Annotated in this window: 8 protein-coding genes and 5 pseudogenes; all 13 read right to left on the bottom strand. The window is 39.3% G+C overall.

The features are described 5' to 3' along the window. Positions 1 to 78: 78 nt before the first annotated feature. The 13 genes and pseudogenes from ACZ1G6_RS07005 to ACZ1G6_RS06945 all read right to left on the bottom strand — a co-directional run bounded on the left by ACZ1G6_RS07005 (position 79) and on the right by ACZ1G6_RS06945 (position 17,290). Positions 79 to 2,398: pseudogene (locus ACZ1G6_RS07005) on the bottom strand (efflux RND transporter permease subunit). A gap of 1 nt (position 2,399) precedes the next feature. After that, positions 2,400 to 3,431, bottom strand: a complete 1,032-nt coding sequence (locus tag ACZ1G6_RS07000) for a WD40/YVTN/BNR-like repeat-containing protein (protein ID WP_472618635.1) — start codon at positions 3,429 to 3,431, stop codon at positions 2,400 to 2,402. Positions 3,432 to 3,482: 51 nt separating this feature from the next. Continuing rightward, positions 3,483 to 4,851: pseudogene (locus ACZ1G6_RS06995) on the bottom strand (DUF1329 domain-containing protein). A 10-nt stretch (positions 4,852 to 4,861) separates the two neighbouring features. Then, positions 4,862 to 6,930 (bottom strand): annotated as a pseudogene (locus ACZ1G6_RS06990) (DUF1302 domain-containing protein). Between the two features lie 247 nt (positions 6,931 to 7,177). Then, entirely contained in the window at positions 7,178 to 7,357 is a 180-nt protein-coding gene (locus tag ACZ1G6_RS06985; protein WP_472618634.1) for a DUF2835 family protein, read from the bottom strand. Beyond that, positions 7,354 to 9,960, bottom strand: coding sequence for an aminopeptidase N (gene pepN / locus ACZ1G6_RS06980; protein WP_472618633.1), 2,607 nt, complete (start codon positions 9,958 to 9,960; stop codon positions 7,354 to 7,356). The genes ACZ1G6_RS06985 and pepN overlap by 4 nt, the downstream gene beginning before the upstream one ends. 12 nt (positions 9,961 to 9,972) lie before the next feature. After that, positions 9,973 to 11,456 (bottom strand): annotated as a pseudogene (nhaC, locus tag ACZ1G6_RS06975) (Na+/H+ antiporter NhaC). After that, positions 11,456 to 12,784 carry a sodium-dependent transporter gene (locus ACZ1G6_RS06970; RefSeq protein ID WP_472618632.1) on the bottom strand — a complete coding sequence of 443 codons (1,329 nt, stop codon included), beginning with the start codon at positions 12,782 to 12,784 and terminating at the stop codon, positions 11,456 to 11,458. Before ACZ1G6_RS06970 ends, nhaC begins: the two are co-directional and overlap by 1 nt. Positions 12,785 to 12,876: 92 nt before the next feature. Continuing rightward, positions 12,877 to 15,001 (bottom strand): annotated as a pseudogene (gene prc / locus ACZ1G6_RS06965) (carboxy terminal-processing peptidase). 51 nt (positions 15,002 to 15,052) lie between these two features. Next, positions 15,053 to 15,748 carry an RNA chaperone ProQ gene (gene proQ, locus ACZ1G6_RS06960; protein ID WP_472618631.1) on the bottom strand — a complete coding sequence of 232 codons (696 nt, stop codon included), beginning with the start codon at positions 15,746 to 15,748 and terminating at the stop codon, positions 15,053 to 15,055. Positions 15,749 to 15,832: 84 nt separating this feature from the next. Continuing rightward, the gene (locus ACZ1G6_RS06955; RefSeq protein ID WP_472618630.1) at positions 15,833 to 16,132 is read right to left on the bottom strand and encodes a hypothetical protein; all 300 of its coding nucleotides are present in this window, start codon (positions 16,130 to 16,132) and stop codon (positions 15,833 to 15,835) included. Between the two features lie 27 nt (positions 16,133 to 16,159). Further along, positions 16,160 to 16,612 carry a GAF domain-containing protein gene (locus ACZ1G6_RS06950; protein WP_472618629.1) on the bottom strand — a complete coding sequence of 151 codons (453 nt, stop codon included), beginning with the start codon at positions 16,610 to 16,612 and terminating at the stop codon, positions 16,160 to 16,162. A gap of 27 nt (positions 16,613 to 16,639) precedes the next feature. Beyond that, positions 16,640 to 17,290 (bottom strand): HAD-IA family hydrolase, encoded by a 651-nt coding sequence (locus ACZ1G6_RS06945; protein WP_472618628.1) that lies wholly within the window; start codon positions 17,288 to 17,290, stop codon positions 16,640 to 16,642. Between the last annotated feature and the right edge of the window lie 4 nt (positions 17,291 to 17,294).

Below are 17,294 nucleotides of genomic sequence, written 5' to 3'. Positions count from 1 at the left end.
TTTACAATTTGCATAAGGATTTATAAAATTTGCATAAAAAAAAGACCTCTCGGTCTTTTTTTACATAATTAAGCGAAATTATTTTTCGTTAGTTTTATACCAAACCAGTCTTGCAATGGCTGGTAGTACAAAAATTGCCCCCAACATGTTAACAACGAACATAAAGGTCAATAATATTCCCATATCCATTTGAAATTTAAGACTAGAAAAGACCCATGTACTTACGCCAATAGCCAAGGTGATACCGGTAAATAAAACGGCACTTCCTCGTTCTTGTAAAGCGGCTAAATAAGCGACTTGTACGTTATCTCCTTGTCTAATCCTTTGAGTCATTGTTGACAGTATATAAATACCATAATCAACCCCAATACCTACACCTAATGCAATAACAGGCAGTGTGGATACGGTTAAGCCGATTTGCAAATAGGTCATCAATGCTTGTGCCAATACAGAAACTACATAAAGAGGGATAACTACTGCAAGTGTTGCCCTAATCGACCTGAAGCTAATCAAACATAAAATGATTACTGCACCAAACACGTAATATAGCATTGGGTTTTGTGATTCTTCTACAGCTTCGTTAGTCGCCGCCATAACGCCAACTGGCCCAGATGCTAACTTAATACTAAGCTCATCGCTTTCATATTGTTGTCTGATTTCTTTAACAGCATCAACGATAACGTTTATCGTTTCTGCTTTATGATCTTCCATGAACAATATGATTGGCATCACCGAACAATCACCATTTAACAAACCGGAAGACGTAGGAACTCGGCCAACAGCCTGCACAAGTGTCGATTGATTACGCGGCAATACTTGCCACTTAGGATTACCTTCGTTGTATCCTGCATTAACGCGTTTAGCAACAGATGCAAGTGAAATTGCTGATTGTACGCCTGAGTACATTTTGCATTTTCCATTGGAAATCATCAATTGAAGTCATAATGTCGTGACGTGTGCAAGACTCTGGCGATGTTTCAACAATGAGGCTAATGTAATCAACAGTAATTTCGTAACGGTCAGTAATTAATGCCGTATCGATATTGTAGCGAGAATCACTATGCAAAGCCGGAGCACCAGCATGTAAATCACCAATTTTAAGTGATTGTGACTGATACGTTCCCCAAGCAAATAACAAAGCAGTCAAACCAACAATTATTATCGCTGTTTTAGGAGAGGCACATGAAGATACTCGTTGCCAAAATGGAGAGACATCATTACTTTCAATATACTTCTTTTTATTAGCCTCAGATAATTTGACGTATGACATCAGTACTGGAAGCAATAATAAATTAGTTAATATTATTACTGCAACACCCATGCTAGCTGTGATTGCAAGTTCTTTTATAATGCCTATATCAATGACTAATAAAGTCATAAAGCCTATCGTATCGGACAATAGCGCGACGCCTCCTAGCACCAAAAGGCTTCTAAATGCATGCTGCGCAGCAACTTTTACATCTGTTCCTAGCGCTGCTTTTTTTCCAACAGCATTAATCATTTGCACACCATGGCTTACGCCTATGGCAAAAACTAAAAATGGTACCAAAATCGACATTGGATCAAGTCCAAAGCCAAAAAGGGTCAGCAATCCAAGTTGCCAAACAACTGCGATAAATGAACACAGGAGTGGAAGAAAAGTAAGCATGGCTGATTTACAGAAAAAATAAACCATGACAGCAGTGATCGCGATAGCAATTGCGAAAAACAACACAACATCTTTCGCTCCGTTAGCAACATCACCAATCATTTTTGCAAACCCTATAATATGAATAGAGGTTTGTTCATTTTCAAATTGACCACGGAGTTGTTGCTCTAACTGCTCTGCAATAAACAAGGTATCAAGCACTTCCCCAGTTTCAGGATCAATCTCTAAAAGCTGCGCGGTCACCATTGCACAAGAAAAATCATTAGATACTTGTCGACCAACTATTCCCGCTTTATCAATGTTCTTTCGCACTGTTTCTAAAGCATTCGGATTAGACGAATCAAAATCGGCAGGAATAACTGGTCCGCCAGAAAATCCACCTTCTACAATTTCTGTAAAACGTGTAGAGGGAGCGAATAAAGATATAACAAGCGAACGATCAACGCCGTTGATAAAAAACAATTGGTCATGAACGTCTTTAAGCGTATCAAAAAATGGTTGGTTAAAAATATTGCCATTTTTATCACATACCGACACTAATACATTATTTGCACCGCCAAAATCAGATTGATGCTTAATATAAGTTTGCATGTATTCATGTTGCAAAGGAATATTTTTTGTAAAACCTGCATCTAGCTTGAGTAATGATGCTTGATACACCAAGAAGAGTGTTGCTAAAGCAAATACAACAATAACGGCTAAGCGATTTCTAAAAATCAATTTTTCAATAGAATTGACAATACTTTCCATATTAATCGTTTAACTCCAAAGTTTTAATACCTGCGGCAGAAATGCTAAGCAATGTGTTGTCGCGGAAAACAGCATTTAAGAGGGCCTCAGAAAAGTCAGTTTCAACTCGTGTCAGGGCAATGTGCTGTTTACAACCTTCAGCATTAGCCGTTGTAAATTCATCACTTTGTAATTTAGTGGGATCAATCGAAAACACGACACCGTTGTTGCCAAGTACCGCGATTCTGTCCTGTTCAATGCTAATTGCGTTAAGTGATGTAGTGACACAAGTTTCAAGTGCAGTCCATTGCTCAGCGGCCTTAACAAACATGTTACCTCGAAGACCAACTGCTAAAACTAAATCATTTGATAACTTGCTTACATCAAAAAATGAGCCTTCATAGCCGATATCTAAGCGCTCCCATGATTTGCCTCGGTCCTTACTTGTCGCAATAAGACCTGATTCACCGGCTAAATACAGTGTACCGTCAAGATAGCTGACTTTATTCAAATGCGGTGATATAAATGACAGTTCTTCATTATAAAAGGCAATGTCATCCTTAATGCTTTCTAAATAGTCTTTATCATCTTCAGACAAGACGGACGGATGCCGTTCTTGCACCCAAGATTCACCACCATCGATACTTCGATAAAATAAACCGTATGCACCAATGGCAATACCTTCTAGCTCATCAAAAAATACAATATCTAAAAATGGCCTATCTAACGTTGGTTCGTTAAACACCACCGACCAAGTATTACCTGCATCTGAAGATTTAATAATTGTAGCATCGTGCCCTACAGCCCATGCTAAATTACCCTTTGATTCGATACCTGTCAGTGTAACAGTGCTTGGCGCTTTAATTTGACTATACTCACCGTCAACTAGCTTAAGGATATGACCACGTTCGCCCACAATAAGATCTCCATCGCCATCAGATATATCTAACAGCAAAGACTCTTTCACTAGTGGAGCGATATAAGATTCTTGCGACATACTCATTACTGAGCTTAATCCCAAAATACAACCTAGAGTATATGAATAAACCTTCACGATTCCTCACTTACAATAAAAAAAAGGTTGGCAAATGCCAACCAATTTTGATTAACGCTTACCTTGTCGCCTCAGAGCTTGCGGTGTGAAATCACGGTCATTTAACTCAACAGTAAAATCATACATCTCTTCTTCGTTATCTAAGCCAATGGCAAGATAACGGCGCGAATTTAAATCATGATACACATCGAGTGTAGACCAATGTGTCTTAACATCATAATAGTTTACACCATGTGCGATCGCGACACGATATAAATCACCACGATTATCATACATATCTGCAACTTGGATCTGCCAACTGTCCTCATCTATGTAGAATACGCGTTTTTGATAAACATGGCGAAATTCATCTTTCAATGTCGCTTCTACGACCCATACACGATGCTTTTCAAATCGAGTTAAGTCTGGGTTCACATGCCCTGCATGCAAAATGTCATCATACGAAACTTGGTCACTATGAATTGCATAGTTATTGTATGCAACATATAGCTCTTGCTTTCCTTTTAGTTCCCAGTTATAACGATTAGGTGACCCATTAAACATATCAAAATCGTCAGTGGTGCGCAGGCCATCAGCTGAAGTTCCTGGTGCATCATAAGCAATATTCGGCGCTCTTCTTACGCGACGTTGACCTGTATTGTAAGTCCAAGCCTGGCGAGGTTGTGCAACTTGATCAACTGTCTCATGAACCAATAATGCAGTTCCAGCAAGGCGAGCTGGCTTCGTTACTGACTGCTTAAACTTAAATAGGACATTATCTTGCGTAAGTTGCTCTGGCGTGACTCCAGGTTCAGAGTATTTAATCATTAATTGTTCTTCGAACCCAATCACGTTAAAGTCACCACCTGCTGTAACTGCAGCTTGTCCACCATTACGCTGAACAGCTTCACCGCGATAACGAAGAATGTGATTCCAGATCGCTTCTAAACCATTTTGAGGAATTGGAAACGGAATGCCCATTGAAGCACCTTTTATTCCATTACCACCTGCTAATAGCTCAGCATTTACCGCGTTCACTTTAGTTGCATCGTACACAAATTGTGGATTAGATGCAGTTCTGCGAGTTTGATAAACCGGCATTTTATAAGTGTCAGGATAGGTTTCGAACAATTTTATCTGACCAAGGCGACAAATTATCTACATAGTCTTTGTAGTTTGCGCCCGTAATTTCAAATAGTGGCTTATCAGCAGGAAATGGATCAACATGAAAGTCGCCTGGAGTATAACCAGCAGGAGCTTCGGTAATGCCACCAGTCCATGCAGGAATGCTTCCATCAGCATTACCAGCCATTTCAGCACCTAAGGGCGTTAAGCTAGCACCTAACTTTGCAGCTTCTGCGTCTGAAACCTTAGCAAAGGCTTGCGAGCTAACAACAGCGATTGCAATACTAGCAGCAATTACACCTAAGTTTTTTCTCATTATTACGTCCTTAAATTGCGTATTTTATATTAAACGAAGCGAAGTCACGGTCGGCCAAGGCATTTGTTGTACCTATACCGCCCCAAAATGCACTGTATGAAGCAGTGAACGACCATTTGCTTAAATAATCAAAAGTGAAACCAACATTTGCAGACTTTCTATCTTCTAAGAATAAAAACAGTGGATCAGGCGTCGTACCGTCTACATCATGTGAAAATGTTGCACGGGCTCTTAAGTTAAAACCGGCAAACACATCATTAAAATCAGCCACTACTGCCATTCGATAACCCCACGCATCATCAGTGCTAAATGGGTTAGTTTCGGGACCATTTGATAAGCCAATGTGCAACCCTTCTCTAGATGCTCCACTAGCTGTTGGTTCAAGTGAAGGTGTGCGACTTGTGCCAGGAGAGTTCAGACGAATGACATCTGGATCTGGAAAGTCCTGAATTTTCACATAACCAGCTTCACCTAAAACAATTAAATTATCAGTACCAAGCATCGGACCAAAAATATGCGTTGCTGTCATTTGGAACTGAACAGTATCTGAAAGTAAGAAACCTTCTGCAGTCTCTCCTAGCCCAACATTACGCCCAATGTTGTTAAGCTGAGAAATCCCTTCTAAATCAGGTCTTAGACCTGCGTTAGCTAGCTGCTCAGGCATTGCCGTATACAAAAGTTCGACATCATCAATTTGTAATGGTTCATCTACTCTATAGGCAATTTCACCCGCAAGTGCCGTTTCACCGACCGTTGTGTTAAAGCTGAACCCATAAAGAGCAATATCTTCAGGGTAAGCAAAACGTGTCTCGGTAAACGCTTCTAAATCAGTCAAATTATCGCGAGTTACGTTACCACTTGCTAATCTGTTTAAATCCCTAGCGATAGCTTCAGGAGTAAAATTAGATGTAATACCTGATACTAAAGGGCGTTGCGAATGATAATTGATATGGTATAAGCCAAACTCAGTTTCGTTTAAGTCAGTAGCAAACCATGATAATTTAATACCGTATTGACCAGAATCACTGGCCTCATGATGCGCAGCATCGCTTGGTGCTCTTACAGCAACTTTTGTTGGGTATGCCAAGTATGCCTGACCAGCATCAGCTGCAATTATTTGACCCGTTCTTAACGCTGCACCAATGCCGTTTAATTGCGTAAGCAAGGTATCTGCGTCTATATCAGGATTGCCAGTAAAGCCAAGCTGAATATTATTAAATGAACCACCCTCTCCTGCAAAGTCATTACCTGCAAAATAGCTACCTGCTACTGGCAATAAGGAACGCTCGTATTCGTACTGGTAATAGGCTTCAAGACCAATCGTATCGGTTAAACCAATTGAACCATAAATCATCCCAACTGGAATAAAAATTTCTTTCAACTCGGCACCTGGCGCACGTGCACGGGTAACATCCACAGGGTTAGTCGTATTAATTCCGTGTTGGATAAACGTACTTTCTCCCCAGCTTACTACCTGTAGTCACCCAAGCGAATGCTAACTGGCATATCACCCGCATAAAAATCGTAATATAAGAAGAAATCTAACATTCTTGCGTCACGACACAATTCGTCCCGTGCTTCAGGGTCTCGACATGGGTCAACGGTGACACCAGTGATTGGGTTAGCCCAATCTCTATCACTATCCATTAATTCAAAATCGTAAAAATAGAAACCACGTGCGAAGAAGCCAAAGTCTCCGTAACGTATATCAAGCTCATGTAAACCCACAAATTGAGTAGAAAACGCTTCACCGGGATCAAAACTTAGGTTTCCAAGGTCACCATTAGTCGAATACGCGCCATCTGACAATGCCCAAACGTCTGCACTAGGATAAATAACGTTGGTAGCTGCGTTATAGCCATCCCAATTAAACTGAGGATGGTTACTGTTTCCTATAAGGTCAAAATCGCGATCTTCTGTACGAATACTTGTTGCAAGCGTAAAGTTTGAGTCCAAATTTATTTCGAGGTCACCAAAATTCCAATCTGCTGCATTAACAGTGTGTGAAGCAGCCGCAAGAGTCAGGGCAACACCTATTGCGATAGACGTCTTATTATATGCACTAGGCTTGTTTGTCATGGGTTTTACCTTCTCCAAATCCAGTAGATAACGCGAGATAATCCGCGTATATTAAATTAACAAAATGATTACATCATTTTAGCCCAATCGCAAGAACTAATCGTACCAGTTGTGTAATTATCGTTATTTATTCGTTTTTTTATTCACTATCAATTAACAAATTGACGAGTTTATATACAAAAAACCTTAGTCTGCTATGTCTCTGTTATTCTATTAATACCGATTATTTTATTATTTTGGTCAATAATTAACTCAAATTTTCCTGGATACCTACCGGAGTAATAAATTTTTGCATGTTTTGTTTCGGTAATTGAATTCGCTTGTTGTCAACCGAAGTCACCATCAAGTACTTAACATGAGACCGATAAAGATCTTCACATTCTAGGTAGCTTAGCTGGGCAGTAAACTGAAAACGGGTTTTGTTCATTTTTTGGCTATTGCTTTACTCACTTTTTCAAATAGATCATTGCTCAAGCCTTTTAAGCCCAGTAGTCTATTAAGTTGTTTAATCATTAGTTCTTGGTAGTGCTTTTCTAAGTGAGAATGTTGAATTAAAGGCGTAACCATTCGGGCCGACACTTGCGGGTTGATTTTATCCAACCTTATTAAGTAATCTGTTAAGTATTGATAGCCTAATCCATTTTTGTCATGAAAACCCTTTATGTTATACGTTGCAAAAGAACCAATTAGAGAACGCACTTTATTAGGGTTTTCAATCGAAAATAATGCATGAGTCTGCAGAAGGTCTAGTTGTGACAGAACATCGACAGCTGGATTAGTACCGTGCAACGCAAACCATTTATCCATAACGACACTGTCATTGCTAAATTCACTCTCAAAGCTTTCCATTAGTCTGTAAAACAAGTCTTCATCATGATGCTGTGCGGCCTTTAAAGCACTTAATTTATCCGTCATATTATTGGTATCGTAATATTGTTTCTCGATAAGCTGTGAATAAGACTGTTTTCGCTCATTCGATAGCATCATTAAACAGGCATTTTTTACACCTCTATTAATGACATGCTCTTTTTCATAATGATATTCGTCATTATTGTGCAAATCTTCATAAAGCTTTAAGCAAAAAGACGATAGCGTTTCTTGTAAACAATCAAGCACCTGTAACCTTGCTACTATGGCTCTATTTGGGCATACGCCTTCAGAAGAATTAATCCCTTCGATACACGCCTCTATGGACGGAGGCGACAACAATTGCATCATTGTCTCATATGGAACATTTACGTTAACCAAGGTGTTTGCCAACTCATGTAATAAGCGTGTTTCACACTCTCCAATCTGTGTACTTTGATAGACGTTATTAACACATTTAATCAATAACAATTGATTTGACTCCCACTTAGCATAATTGCTTTGTGAGTGTGTCAAAATATGAAGTAAGTCTTTATTGTCATAGCTTACATTCATTTTAACGGGCGCTGAAAAGTCTTGAAGCAATGAAAATGTGATATCTTCAAATGCTCTGTCAATCACCAAAGACTTAGTTTTTGAATCAAGAACAAAGGTGTTATTGTTAATTCCAAGATCAATAGGCTCACCTTGCCTGTCAATACATTCAAGTTTTATTGGAATGTATAATGCAGGATAATCATTATCGCTCTCGATATCTTGAGTAAAAATCAACTCACTTTGATGAGTATCAATTGAACTTAAGTGCGCTGTTACAACCGGCGTACCCGCCTGTGAGTACCAACGTCTAAATTGTGATAAATCATGATTATTTGCATCTTGCATAGCATTAACAAAGTCATCACAGGTAACTGCTTGGCCATCGTGGCGCTCAAAATACAAATCACATCCTTTTCGAAAGCCATTAGCGCCTAGTAAGGTATGCAACATACGTATCACTTCGGCTCCCTTATCATACACAGTAACCGTATAGAAATTATTCATCTCTATGACTTCATCAGGTCTGATTGGATGACTCATCGGCCCTGAATCTTCTGGAAATTGATGTTCGCGCATTACTTTGACTTGCGAAATTCGAGTCGCTAAAGGGCTAAACATGTCTGCTGAAAATTGCTGATCTCTAAATACCGTTAGCCCCTCTTTTAGACTTAACTGAAACCAATCTCGACACGTTACTCTGTTTCCTGTCCAATTATGGAAATACTCGTGGGCAATAATCGACTCAATATTAAAATAATCTTCATCTGTTGCGGTATTTGGGTCGGCCAATACATACTTAGAATTAAATACATTTAATCCTTTGTTTTCCATTGCCCCCATGTTGAAGAAATCTACGGCAACGACCATATAAATTTCTAAATCATATTCTAAACCATAGCGTAATTCGTCCCAAGCCATCGCCTTTTTAAGGCTATCTAATGCGTGCTGGCCTTGATGTTTTCTACCTTTATCAACATATAATTGCAAAGACACTTGTTTGCCTGAGCAAGTAGTAAAGGTATCAACTAATAAGTCAAAGTCACCAGCAACAAGTGCAAACAAATAACATGGTTTTGGATGTGGGTCTTGCCATTGACACACTCTAGTACCCTTTTCATCTTGTGTATCACAGACTAAATTACCATTACTTAGCATGTAGGTATTTTGTTCGTCACTACTAATAATGTTCACCGTATAGATAGATAGCACATCCGGTCTATCTAAAAAATAAGTGATCTTGCGAAAGCCTTCAGCTTCGCATTGAGTACAGTAAGCATTATTTGAAAAGTAGAGTCCCTCTAAAGAAGTATTTGCTTTTGGATTGATTGTATTAGTAATTTCAAGCAAAAAGTTATCGCTAGTGCAATTTACGTTTAACTTATCGTTATCAAAAAAGAAGTCTTTTCCCTGGATTGCTGGTTTACCATCAATCACCATTTTTTCTAAGGATAAACCATCACCGTCAAGGATAAGCACTGACGCTTCGGTGTTTAGCTTTTTGACGCGCAATTGCGTCGATACAACTGTGGATTCAGCTTCTAGCGTGAAGCTCAAATCCACATGAGAAATAGTATAGTCTGGTGGAGAATAATCTAGTCGCTTTTTGGTTAAAGGACTTTTCGTCATAATATACCTTTTTTAAATTTGAGATGTGCCTTTAATTTCAACTTTAGGCGGTTCTAGTCTTAGAATCTTAATCCCCATAAATGCATATATCACGGCTAGCACTGGGTTGATTAAATTAAAGAAGGCATAGTAGATATAGTCAAGTGGATTTACGCCTAATACACCGTGCATGTATGCACCGCATGTATTCCAAGGAATTAACGGTGACGTAATTGTACCGCCATCCTCCAGGCTTCTGGATAAATTAAGTTGATGCAAATTTCTTTTTCAAACTCTTCTTTATACATACGCTCAGGCATAACAATTGCTATGTATTGGTCAGCTGTGACTATATTTGTACCAATACACGTCAAAATAGTACGTGTTACCATATCGCCTGCAGATTTTGCTCCACGTAAAAAAGCAGATACGATAGCGGTCAGTAATCCAACTTTTTCAAGCACCGCACCAAATGACATGGCACATATAATCAGCCAAATGGTATTCAACATGTTGGACATGCCTCCGCGACTTAAAAGGCTATTGAGATTGTCATCGGGCGTTGAAAACGATACGCCATCAAAAAGCGCCGTCCACACGACCATTAAATTACTAATAAAAGGAGGAAACTCGTTTGTTAGCATACTTGACACAACTTCTTGTTGAAATAACAAGGCCCATATTCCACCTAGCAAAGCACCGATAGAAACCGCAGGAAAAGCAGGCATCTTATTCACGGCAAGTAACAATAAAACAAGCAATGGAAATAGATTATACCAAGCAATATTAAACTCAACTAACAAGGTTGATTGCATTTGTTCAATACGGTCTGCTGAAGTTGCTATATCTTCTTGTAAACCTAAAATAACAAACAGAATTAATGCGATAGTGATGCTGGGCACGGTTGTCCAAAGCATATATTTAATATGCTCAAATAAATCAGTCCCTGCTATCGCGGGTGCAAGGTTTGTAGTTTCTGATAATGGGGAAAGCTTGTCGCCAAAATAAGCGCCTGATACTATCGCGCCTGCAGTGATTGCTAAGGATAAGTCCATACCCGTTGCCACGCCTATAAGAGCAACACCTATTGTGGCTGCAGTTGTCCAGCTACTGCCAATACTCATGGCGACAACAGCACAAATAAGACAGCTTGCTGCATAAAAGAAGGTTGGGTTTAACATCGATAAACCATAATAAATAAGCGTAGGAACCGTTCCTGCGAGCATCCAAGTGCCAATAAGTGAACCTACCGCTAGCAAAATCAGGCAAGCTCCAAGTGACATTGAAATCCCTTTGACCATACCCTGCTCTATGTCTTTCCATTTGTATCCGTTTTTAAGGCCAATACCTGCTGCTAAGAACATTCCTATAAGCAAAGCAATTTGATTTGGACCATATGAAGAGTCACTCCCAAACAAATAAACAGCAGAAAACATCATTACAATTAAAGAAATAATAGGAATTAACGCATCTAATAGACTAGGAGCTTTCAATCCGTTTTGTTGTGTAGTATCCATCATATAATTGACCTATAAAACATAAAACCAATAACCAATGGGCACACTAACTTTACATACCATGGCCATATTTTCCAAAACATACCGCTTCCAATATTCGGAGCACCTTGCTTAAGCTCATCTAAGATTTGATCGCGCTTCCAAATCCATCCTGCAAATATGCATAAAACTAAGCCAAGGAGAGGCTGGCTATACTGAGTTGTTAAAGCAATAACGAATCCAAACAAAAGCTCAAAATTCATCACGATAATTGCACTTAATAAAAACACTAAACATGTCAGCAAAATCGTTGCTTTTTTGCGCTTCATTCCTTTGTTATCAACAATGAACGCAACGGGTACTTCTAACATAGAGATTGAAGACGTAAGTGCGGCAATTACCATTAATGCAAAAAATGCGCAGGCTACAATAGTGCCTATATAACCCATTGACGCAAACAATGAAGGAAGTACTTGAAAGATTAAACTGGGACCTTGAATAAGATTATTTGATTCATCAAAAATTTGCACTCCATTTGCTAGGGCTACATACATCGCTGGAATAATCAGCATGCCGGCCAATACAGCCACGCCTATGTCAACTAAAGCAACAGATGCTCCTAGCTTTGGCAAATTCTCTTTCTTTTGAATATATGACCCGTAAACTAGCATCGTACCAACACCTAAGGACATAGAGAAGAAAGCTTGTCCCATTGCATCAATCATTAAATCAGGCGCCAGTACGCGCGTAAAATCCGGTTTTAGGAAAACTTCCCAACCTTTCATAGCGCCATCTAAAGTGCTGACATAAATAATTAAAGCGACAATTAGTACAAGTAGTGTTGGCATTAGTCGAACAGACCAACGCTCAATACCATTTGCTACGCCACCAATGACAACAAAACAGGTCAACACAAGAAACATGGCCATAAAGAAAAGGCTTCTTAAGCTAGAATCATCGGTTAGCCATGGAATATTAATTGACGCAACACTTAATATGGAGTCAAAAAAGAATGAAATCATCCAGCCAGCAACAATTGCATAAAAGGATAAAATCAGAATAACGGTGATGGCACCAACGCTACCGGTAATGGTGCCAAAAATATTTCCTGATATTTGCCTGAGGGCATCAATCATGTTGGCTCGCTTTGCACGGCCAATAATTAACTCAGCCATTAGTACTGGGTAAGCCAGTAAAAATGCCATTACTAAATACATTAGTACAAACGCTGCCCCACCATTTTCGGCAACCTTTGTAGGAAAACCCCAAATATTGCCAAGTCCTACAGCGGAACCTGCGGCCGCAAGAACAAAGCCTAAGCGCGAGGAAAACTGTCCACGAGCACTCATAAGCACCTCTTTTTTTATTTTTATAATATTGCGTGTTTATAAATTATAGTAAAACAGCTTTCAAAGGCTACATTATTGATATTGAATCAAAACTACTGAACACTTTGCTCACTATTGTTAAGGTTGAAAGCGTAACTTTTATTGCCAATCATATCAAAGGTAATATTTGCCGCTTCTTTTAAGAACGGGTCAATACTTTCCAAAGCCTCAGGTAAATCATCGTCAAGACTCTCAATCTTAGCAAGCCCAAGCCTCGTTAAACGTTCATTGATTCGCGTTAAGCGCTTTTCATCGTTTTCGCGCTTCTCGGCAAGCCTCTCAGATTCAACAAGAGAGACAAAATTTTTGTCCTTATTTTTCTGATATTCAGCAATATCATCAAATATGTATTGAAACTCTGGTTCCAGTTGCGCTCTTTTCTGATGCTTTTCATTTAGCTGAGCTATCATGCCGTCAATCTTAGGGAAAGCCCGATAACTTGCTTTTTTAATACTGTCCCAAGGTAGGGCAGTTTCTTCACTGCTCTCTCCCCATTCAGAAGGGTCAATTGCCGAAGGATATAAAATATCGGGCAATACCCCTAAATGCTGGGTGCTACCACCGTTGATACGATAAAACTTACCTGTTGTAAACTGCACTGCGCCAAGTGGATTTTCAAAAAAATCATACACGCGTCGCAAGGTTCGATGTTGTTGCACTGTGCCTTTGCCAAAGGTCTGCTCGCCAATCACTACTGCCCGATTAAAGTCCTGCATAGCAGCTGCGAAAATTTCGCTTGCTGATGCACTAAACCTATCTACCATTATTGTCAGTGGTCCAGCATAATGGGTGATACCGTCTTTGTTACTTTCGATATCAATACGGCCGCTTTCATATCTCACTTGAACAACAGGCCCTTCGTCAATAAAAAGACCACTAAGTGCGATAGCTTCAGGAAGACTTCCTCCACCATTACCGCGTAAATCAACAATAATACCCTCTACTTCCTCCGCCTTTAATTCGTTTATTAATTTAATCACATCAACATGCAACTTGTGATAAAAAGACGGGATTTCGATTACACCCAGTTTTTTGCCGAGATTAGGGCCATCATCAGGCGTGTAAACTTCCGCTTTGGCTTGTCTGTCCTCTAACTTCACTTTGTCTCGGGTAATTTCAACCTCTTTTATACTTTTACTGTCGGTACCGCCCTTTTGCACCTGCAATCTGACTATCGAGCCTTTTGGTCCTTTAATCAAGTCAACGACTTCATCCAAACGCCACCCTACGACATCAACAAACGCTTCTTCGTCTTCTTGCGCAACGCCTATAATTTTATCCTCAGGCTTAATTTGTCCTGATTTATCCGCTGGACCGCCTGCCACCAAGCTCATAATAACGGTATGATCATCTTCAAGACGCAGAACAGCTCCAATTCCCTCTAACGATAAATTCATATCCATTTGGAAACGTTCAGTTCTCCTAGGAGATAGGTAGCTGGTATGTGCTTCAATACTTCTAGAAAAAGCGTTCATGACTGTCTGGAAGACATCTTCACTATTAGTCTGAGTTAATCGTCGAATTGCTCTTTTATAACGTTTACCTAGAAGCTCTTGCGTTTCTTCCTAAGGCTTTATCTGATAGCTTTAAATTCAGCGCATCATATTTGACGCGTTGTCTCCAGACTTCATCAAGTTCAGTTTTTGACTTTGCCCATGTCGCGTCTTCTCTATCATAAAAAAACTTATCATTTTCTTTTTCAAAATCAAAAGAGCCATTCAACAAGCCCAACGCGTATTCAAACCGTTCTTTTCTGCGTTCTAAGTTTGCCTGATACAGAGAGTATGCTGGAGATAAGTCTCCCAATTTAATTGCTTCGTCAAATTTCGTAGATAAGGATTGAAAAGAAGCAATATCATCAGCTAAGAAAAAATGCTTATTACTATCTAATATATCTAAATAGCGCTCAAATACTTCTGAAGAGAGCTCATCATCGATTTTAAATTTTTTATAATGCGCTCGCGTAAACAAATCAGATATACGCTTGGCGGCAATAGAATGCTGCTTTTCTTGCATCAACTCTGGAATTAATAAAACTTCTTGTTTTTGAAGCTCCTGCGTCACTGCAGCAACTGTAGTTTCCTGTTCAAGCGGGACCTGTTCTTGTGCACGAAGTGTAAGGCTCATGCCCAAGGCTAATATACTCAACGCTAAACTAGCTTTTTGTATATGCTTCATTTTGTTCCGCTTATTCATTCTCAACAGCATAATATCTCTCGCAGTAGTATTTTATTTTGTGCTTGTTAACGCCTTTGGTGAAAACAATTGATTTGCTTGAACTTTGACTGTCATTCCTGATTTAAGTTGCACACTAACACCGTCTTTATGCACATCTACAATTGTCACAGGCATTGGGTCTTTACCTAGCTTAACTAAAGCTTCGTCGCCTCTGTTTATATCACCATCAGTCAAAACAAGTTTATCATCGAAGTGTTTTTTAATTGTTGGCTGTTTAGATTTGTTGGCATTTGCACGTTTTGGCGGGTTGCTCACTTTCTTTTTAGGTTTGCCAGCTGATGTTGGTGTAACATCTTTGCCGTCATAACTTTTATATTTATTCGCTTTACTTGCTTTTATTGAATCAGCCTTAGCTCGCTTCGCTTTAGCTTTACTTTCTTTTAATTGCTCTTGTGCATGCTCAGAATGTTGTTTTTCGATAACTTCAACGTTCTCACCATTGATGTCAACTCGATGCTCACCTTCTTGTATACAACTTAGATAGCGCCAACTGCTTGTGTAATATCGGAGGGTGGTTCTTAATAATCTATTACTGATGCACTCTTGTGGCGCTAAGTCATTGACTAGATCTTGAAATATACCGATCTTTAATGGCTTGGCAGGCCCTTCAATTGAGAAGCATTTAGGATATTGTTGGCATAAGAAGACTAAAGCTTCTTTTTGACTCGCTAGTTTTTCTTGTTCCATTAATCGATATTTCTTCTGTGCTGTAGTGTGTTCATTTAACCTAGGGCGCTAAGCATAACCCAAACTAGGTATTAATTGCTTGTATTAAGTGAAATCTTCTTCAAAATTCTCATTGTCATCTTCCCAAGTACGGACAAAATGATCAACCCAATCAATTAAATCTTCCGTTTCAATATCCGCTAAATGTCTGTCTTGGTGCCAATGTTCCCATGTTTGACTTAACATATTTTCAAGGGTTGCAACCGAAATATCTTCATCGGATTGTTCGTATAATAAATGCAATACCTCATTAAGCTTATCACTAGCTGCTTCTGGGTTTTCATGAATATCTTCCATGTCAGCTGGTGTTGCAAGCAATGTGTGGATATCTATTAAATTTTTCACCAATTTTCCTATTATCCGAAATTTCTTTTATGCCATTGTATCAATTAATAAACGCACGACATTTTCTAAGTTTACTTGGTCAACTTTAGAAAATCGTGCGAATTTTGGACTATCAATATCTAAAACACCCAGCAAAACCCCATTATGAATGACAGGCAATACTATTTCAGAATTCGACGCAGCATCACAAGCAATATGACCTTTAAATGTATGAACATCTTCAACAATAAGTGTTTGTTTATCTTTTGCAGCTGTGCCACAAACTCCCTTGCCCATCGCAATTCTGATACAGGCAGGGTTACCTTGGAAAGGGCCCAAAACGAGTTCTTCTTGTTTAAGTAAATAAAAACCCGCCCAGTTTACATCTGGCATGTTATTGAAAAGTACGGCACTTATGTTTGCCATATTGGCAATAAGATCGGGTTCACCTGTTACTAGCGAACGTATTTGTTGTATGACAAGAGGATAATTTGTTTCCATTAATTCTTCGTATTGTGATGGTGAAATTTAAATAATCGTTTTTATTATACTGGGTAGCTCGGTTAAACTATCAATCACTGCAACAGGATTATGTTGTAACAAGCGCTTTTTGGAATGAACGCCAAAGCTCACTCCTACTCTTGGCATGTTTATCGCCTCTGCCATTTTCATATCATATACAGTATCACCAACCATTAAGGCTTGATTAGCATTTATTTTCCATAAATCTAAAAGCTGTATCAGCATGTCAGGAGACGGTTTTGATGGAGCATCATCTGCAGTGCGCGTTTGGTCAAAAAATGATTGTGTTGACGAAGCGGTCATTGCTCGCACTAGCCCTCTGCGGGCTTTACCCGTCGCAACTCCTAATGTGTAGTTTGTTGATAACATATTTAAAGTCGAAACTGCGCCATCAAATAGCGGGCACGGTGTTTCATCTTGGCACATAAACGCTTGTTTATAATGGTCTTTGATGCGGTTTGCTGTTGATTCATCTACACGAAACAATTGTTGTATAGCAGGTACGAGACTTATACCAATAATTTCTTTGACTTGCTCATCGCTAGGCTCTGGCAAGGACGCCTTAACAGCAGCTATTTGCATACAACTAACAATTTTGTTCGCAGAGTCCATTAAAGTGCCATCCCAATCAAAAATTACGTGGGTGATATTACTCATAACT

This window comes from Glaciecola sp. HA4-3, from assembly GCF_055693685.1.
The sequence above is the reverse complement of the archived record's forward strand: the minus strand, read 5'-3'. Positions and strand labels throughout refer to the sequence as shown.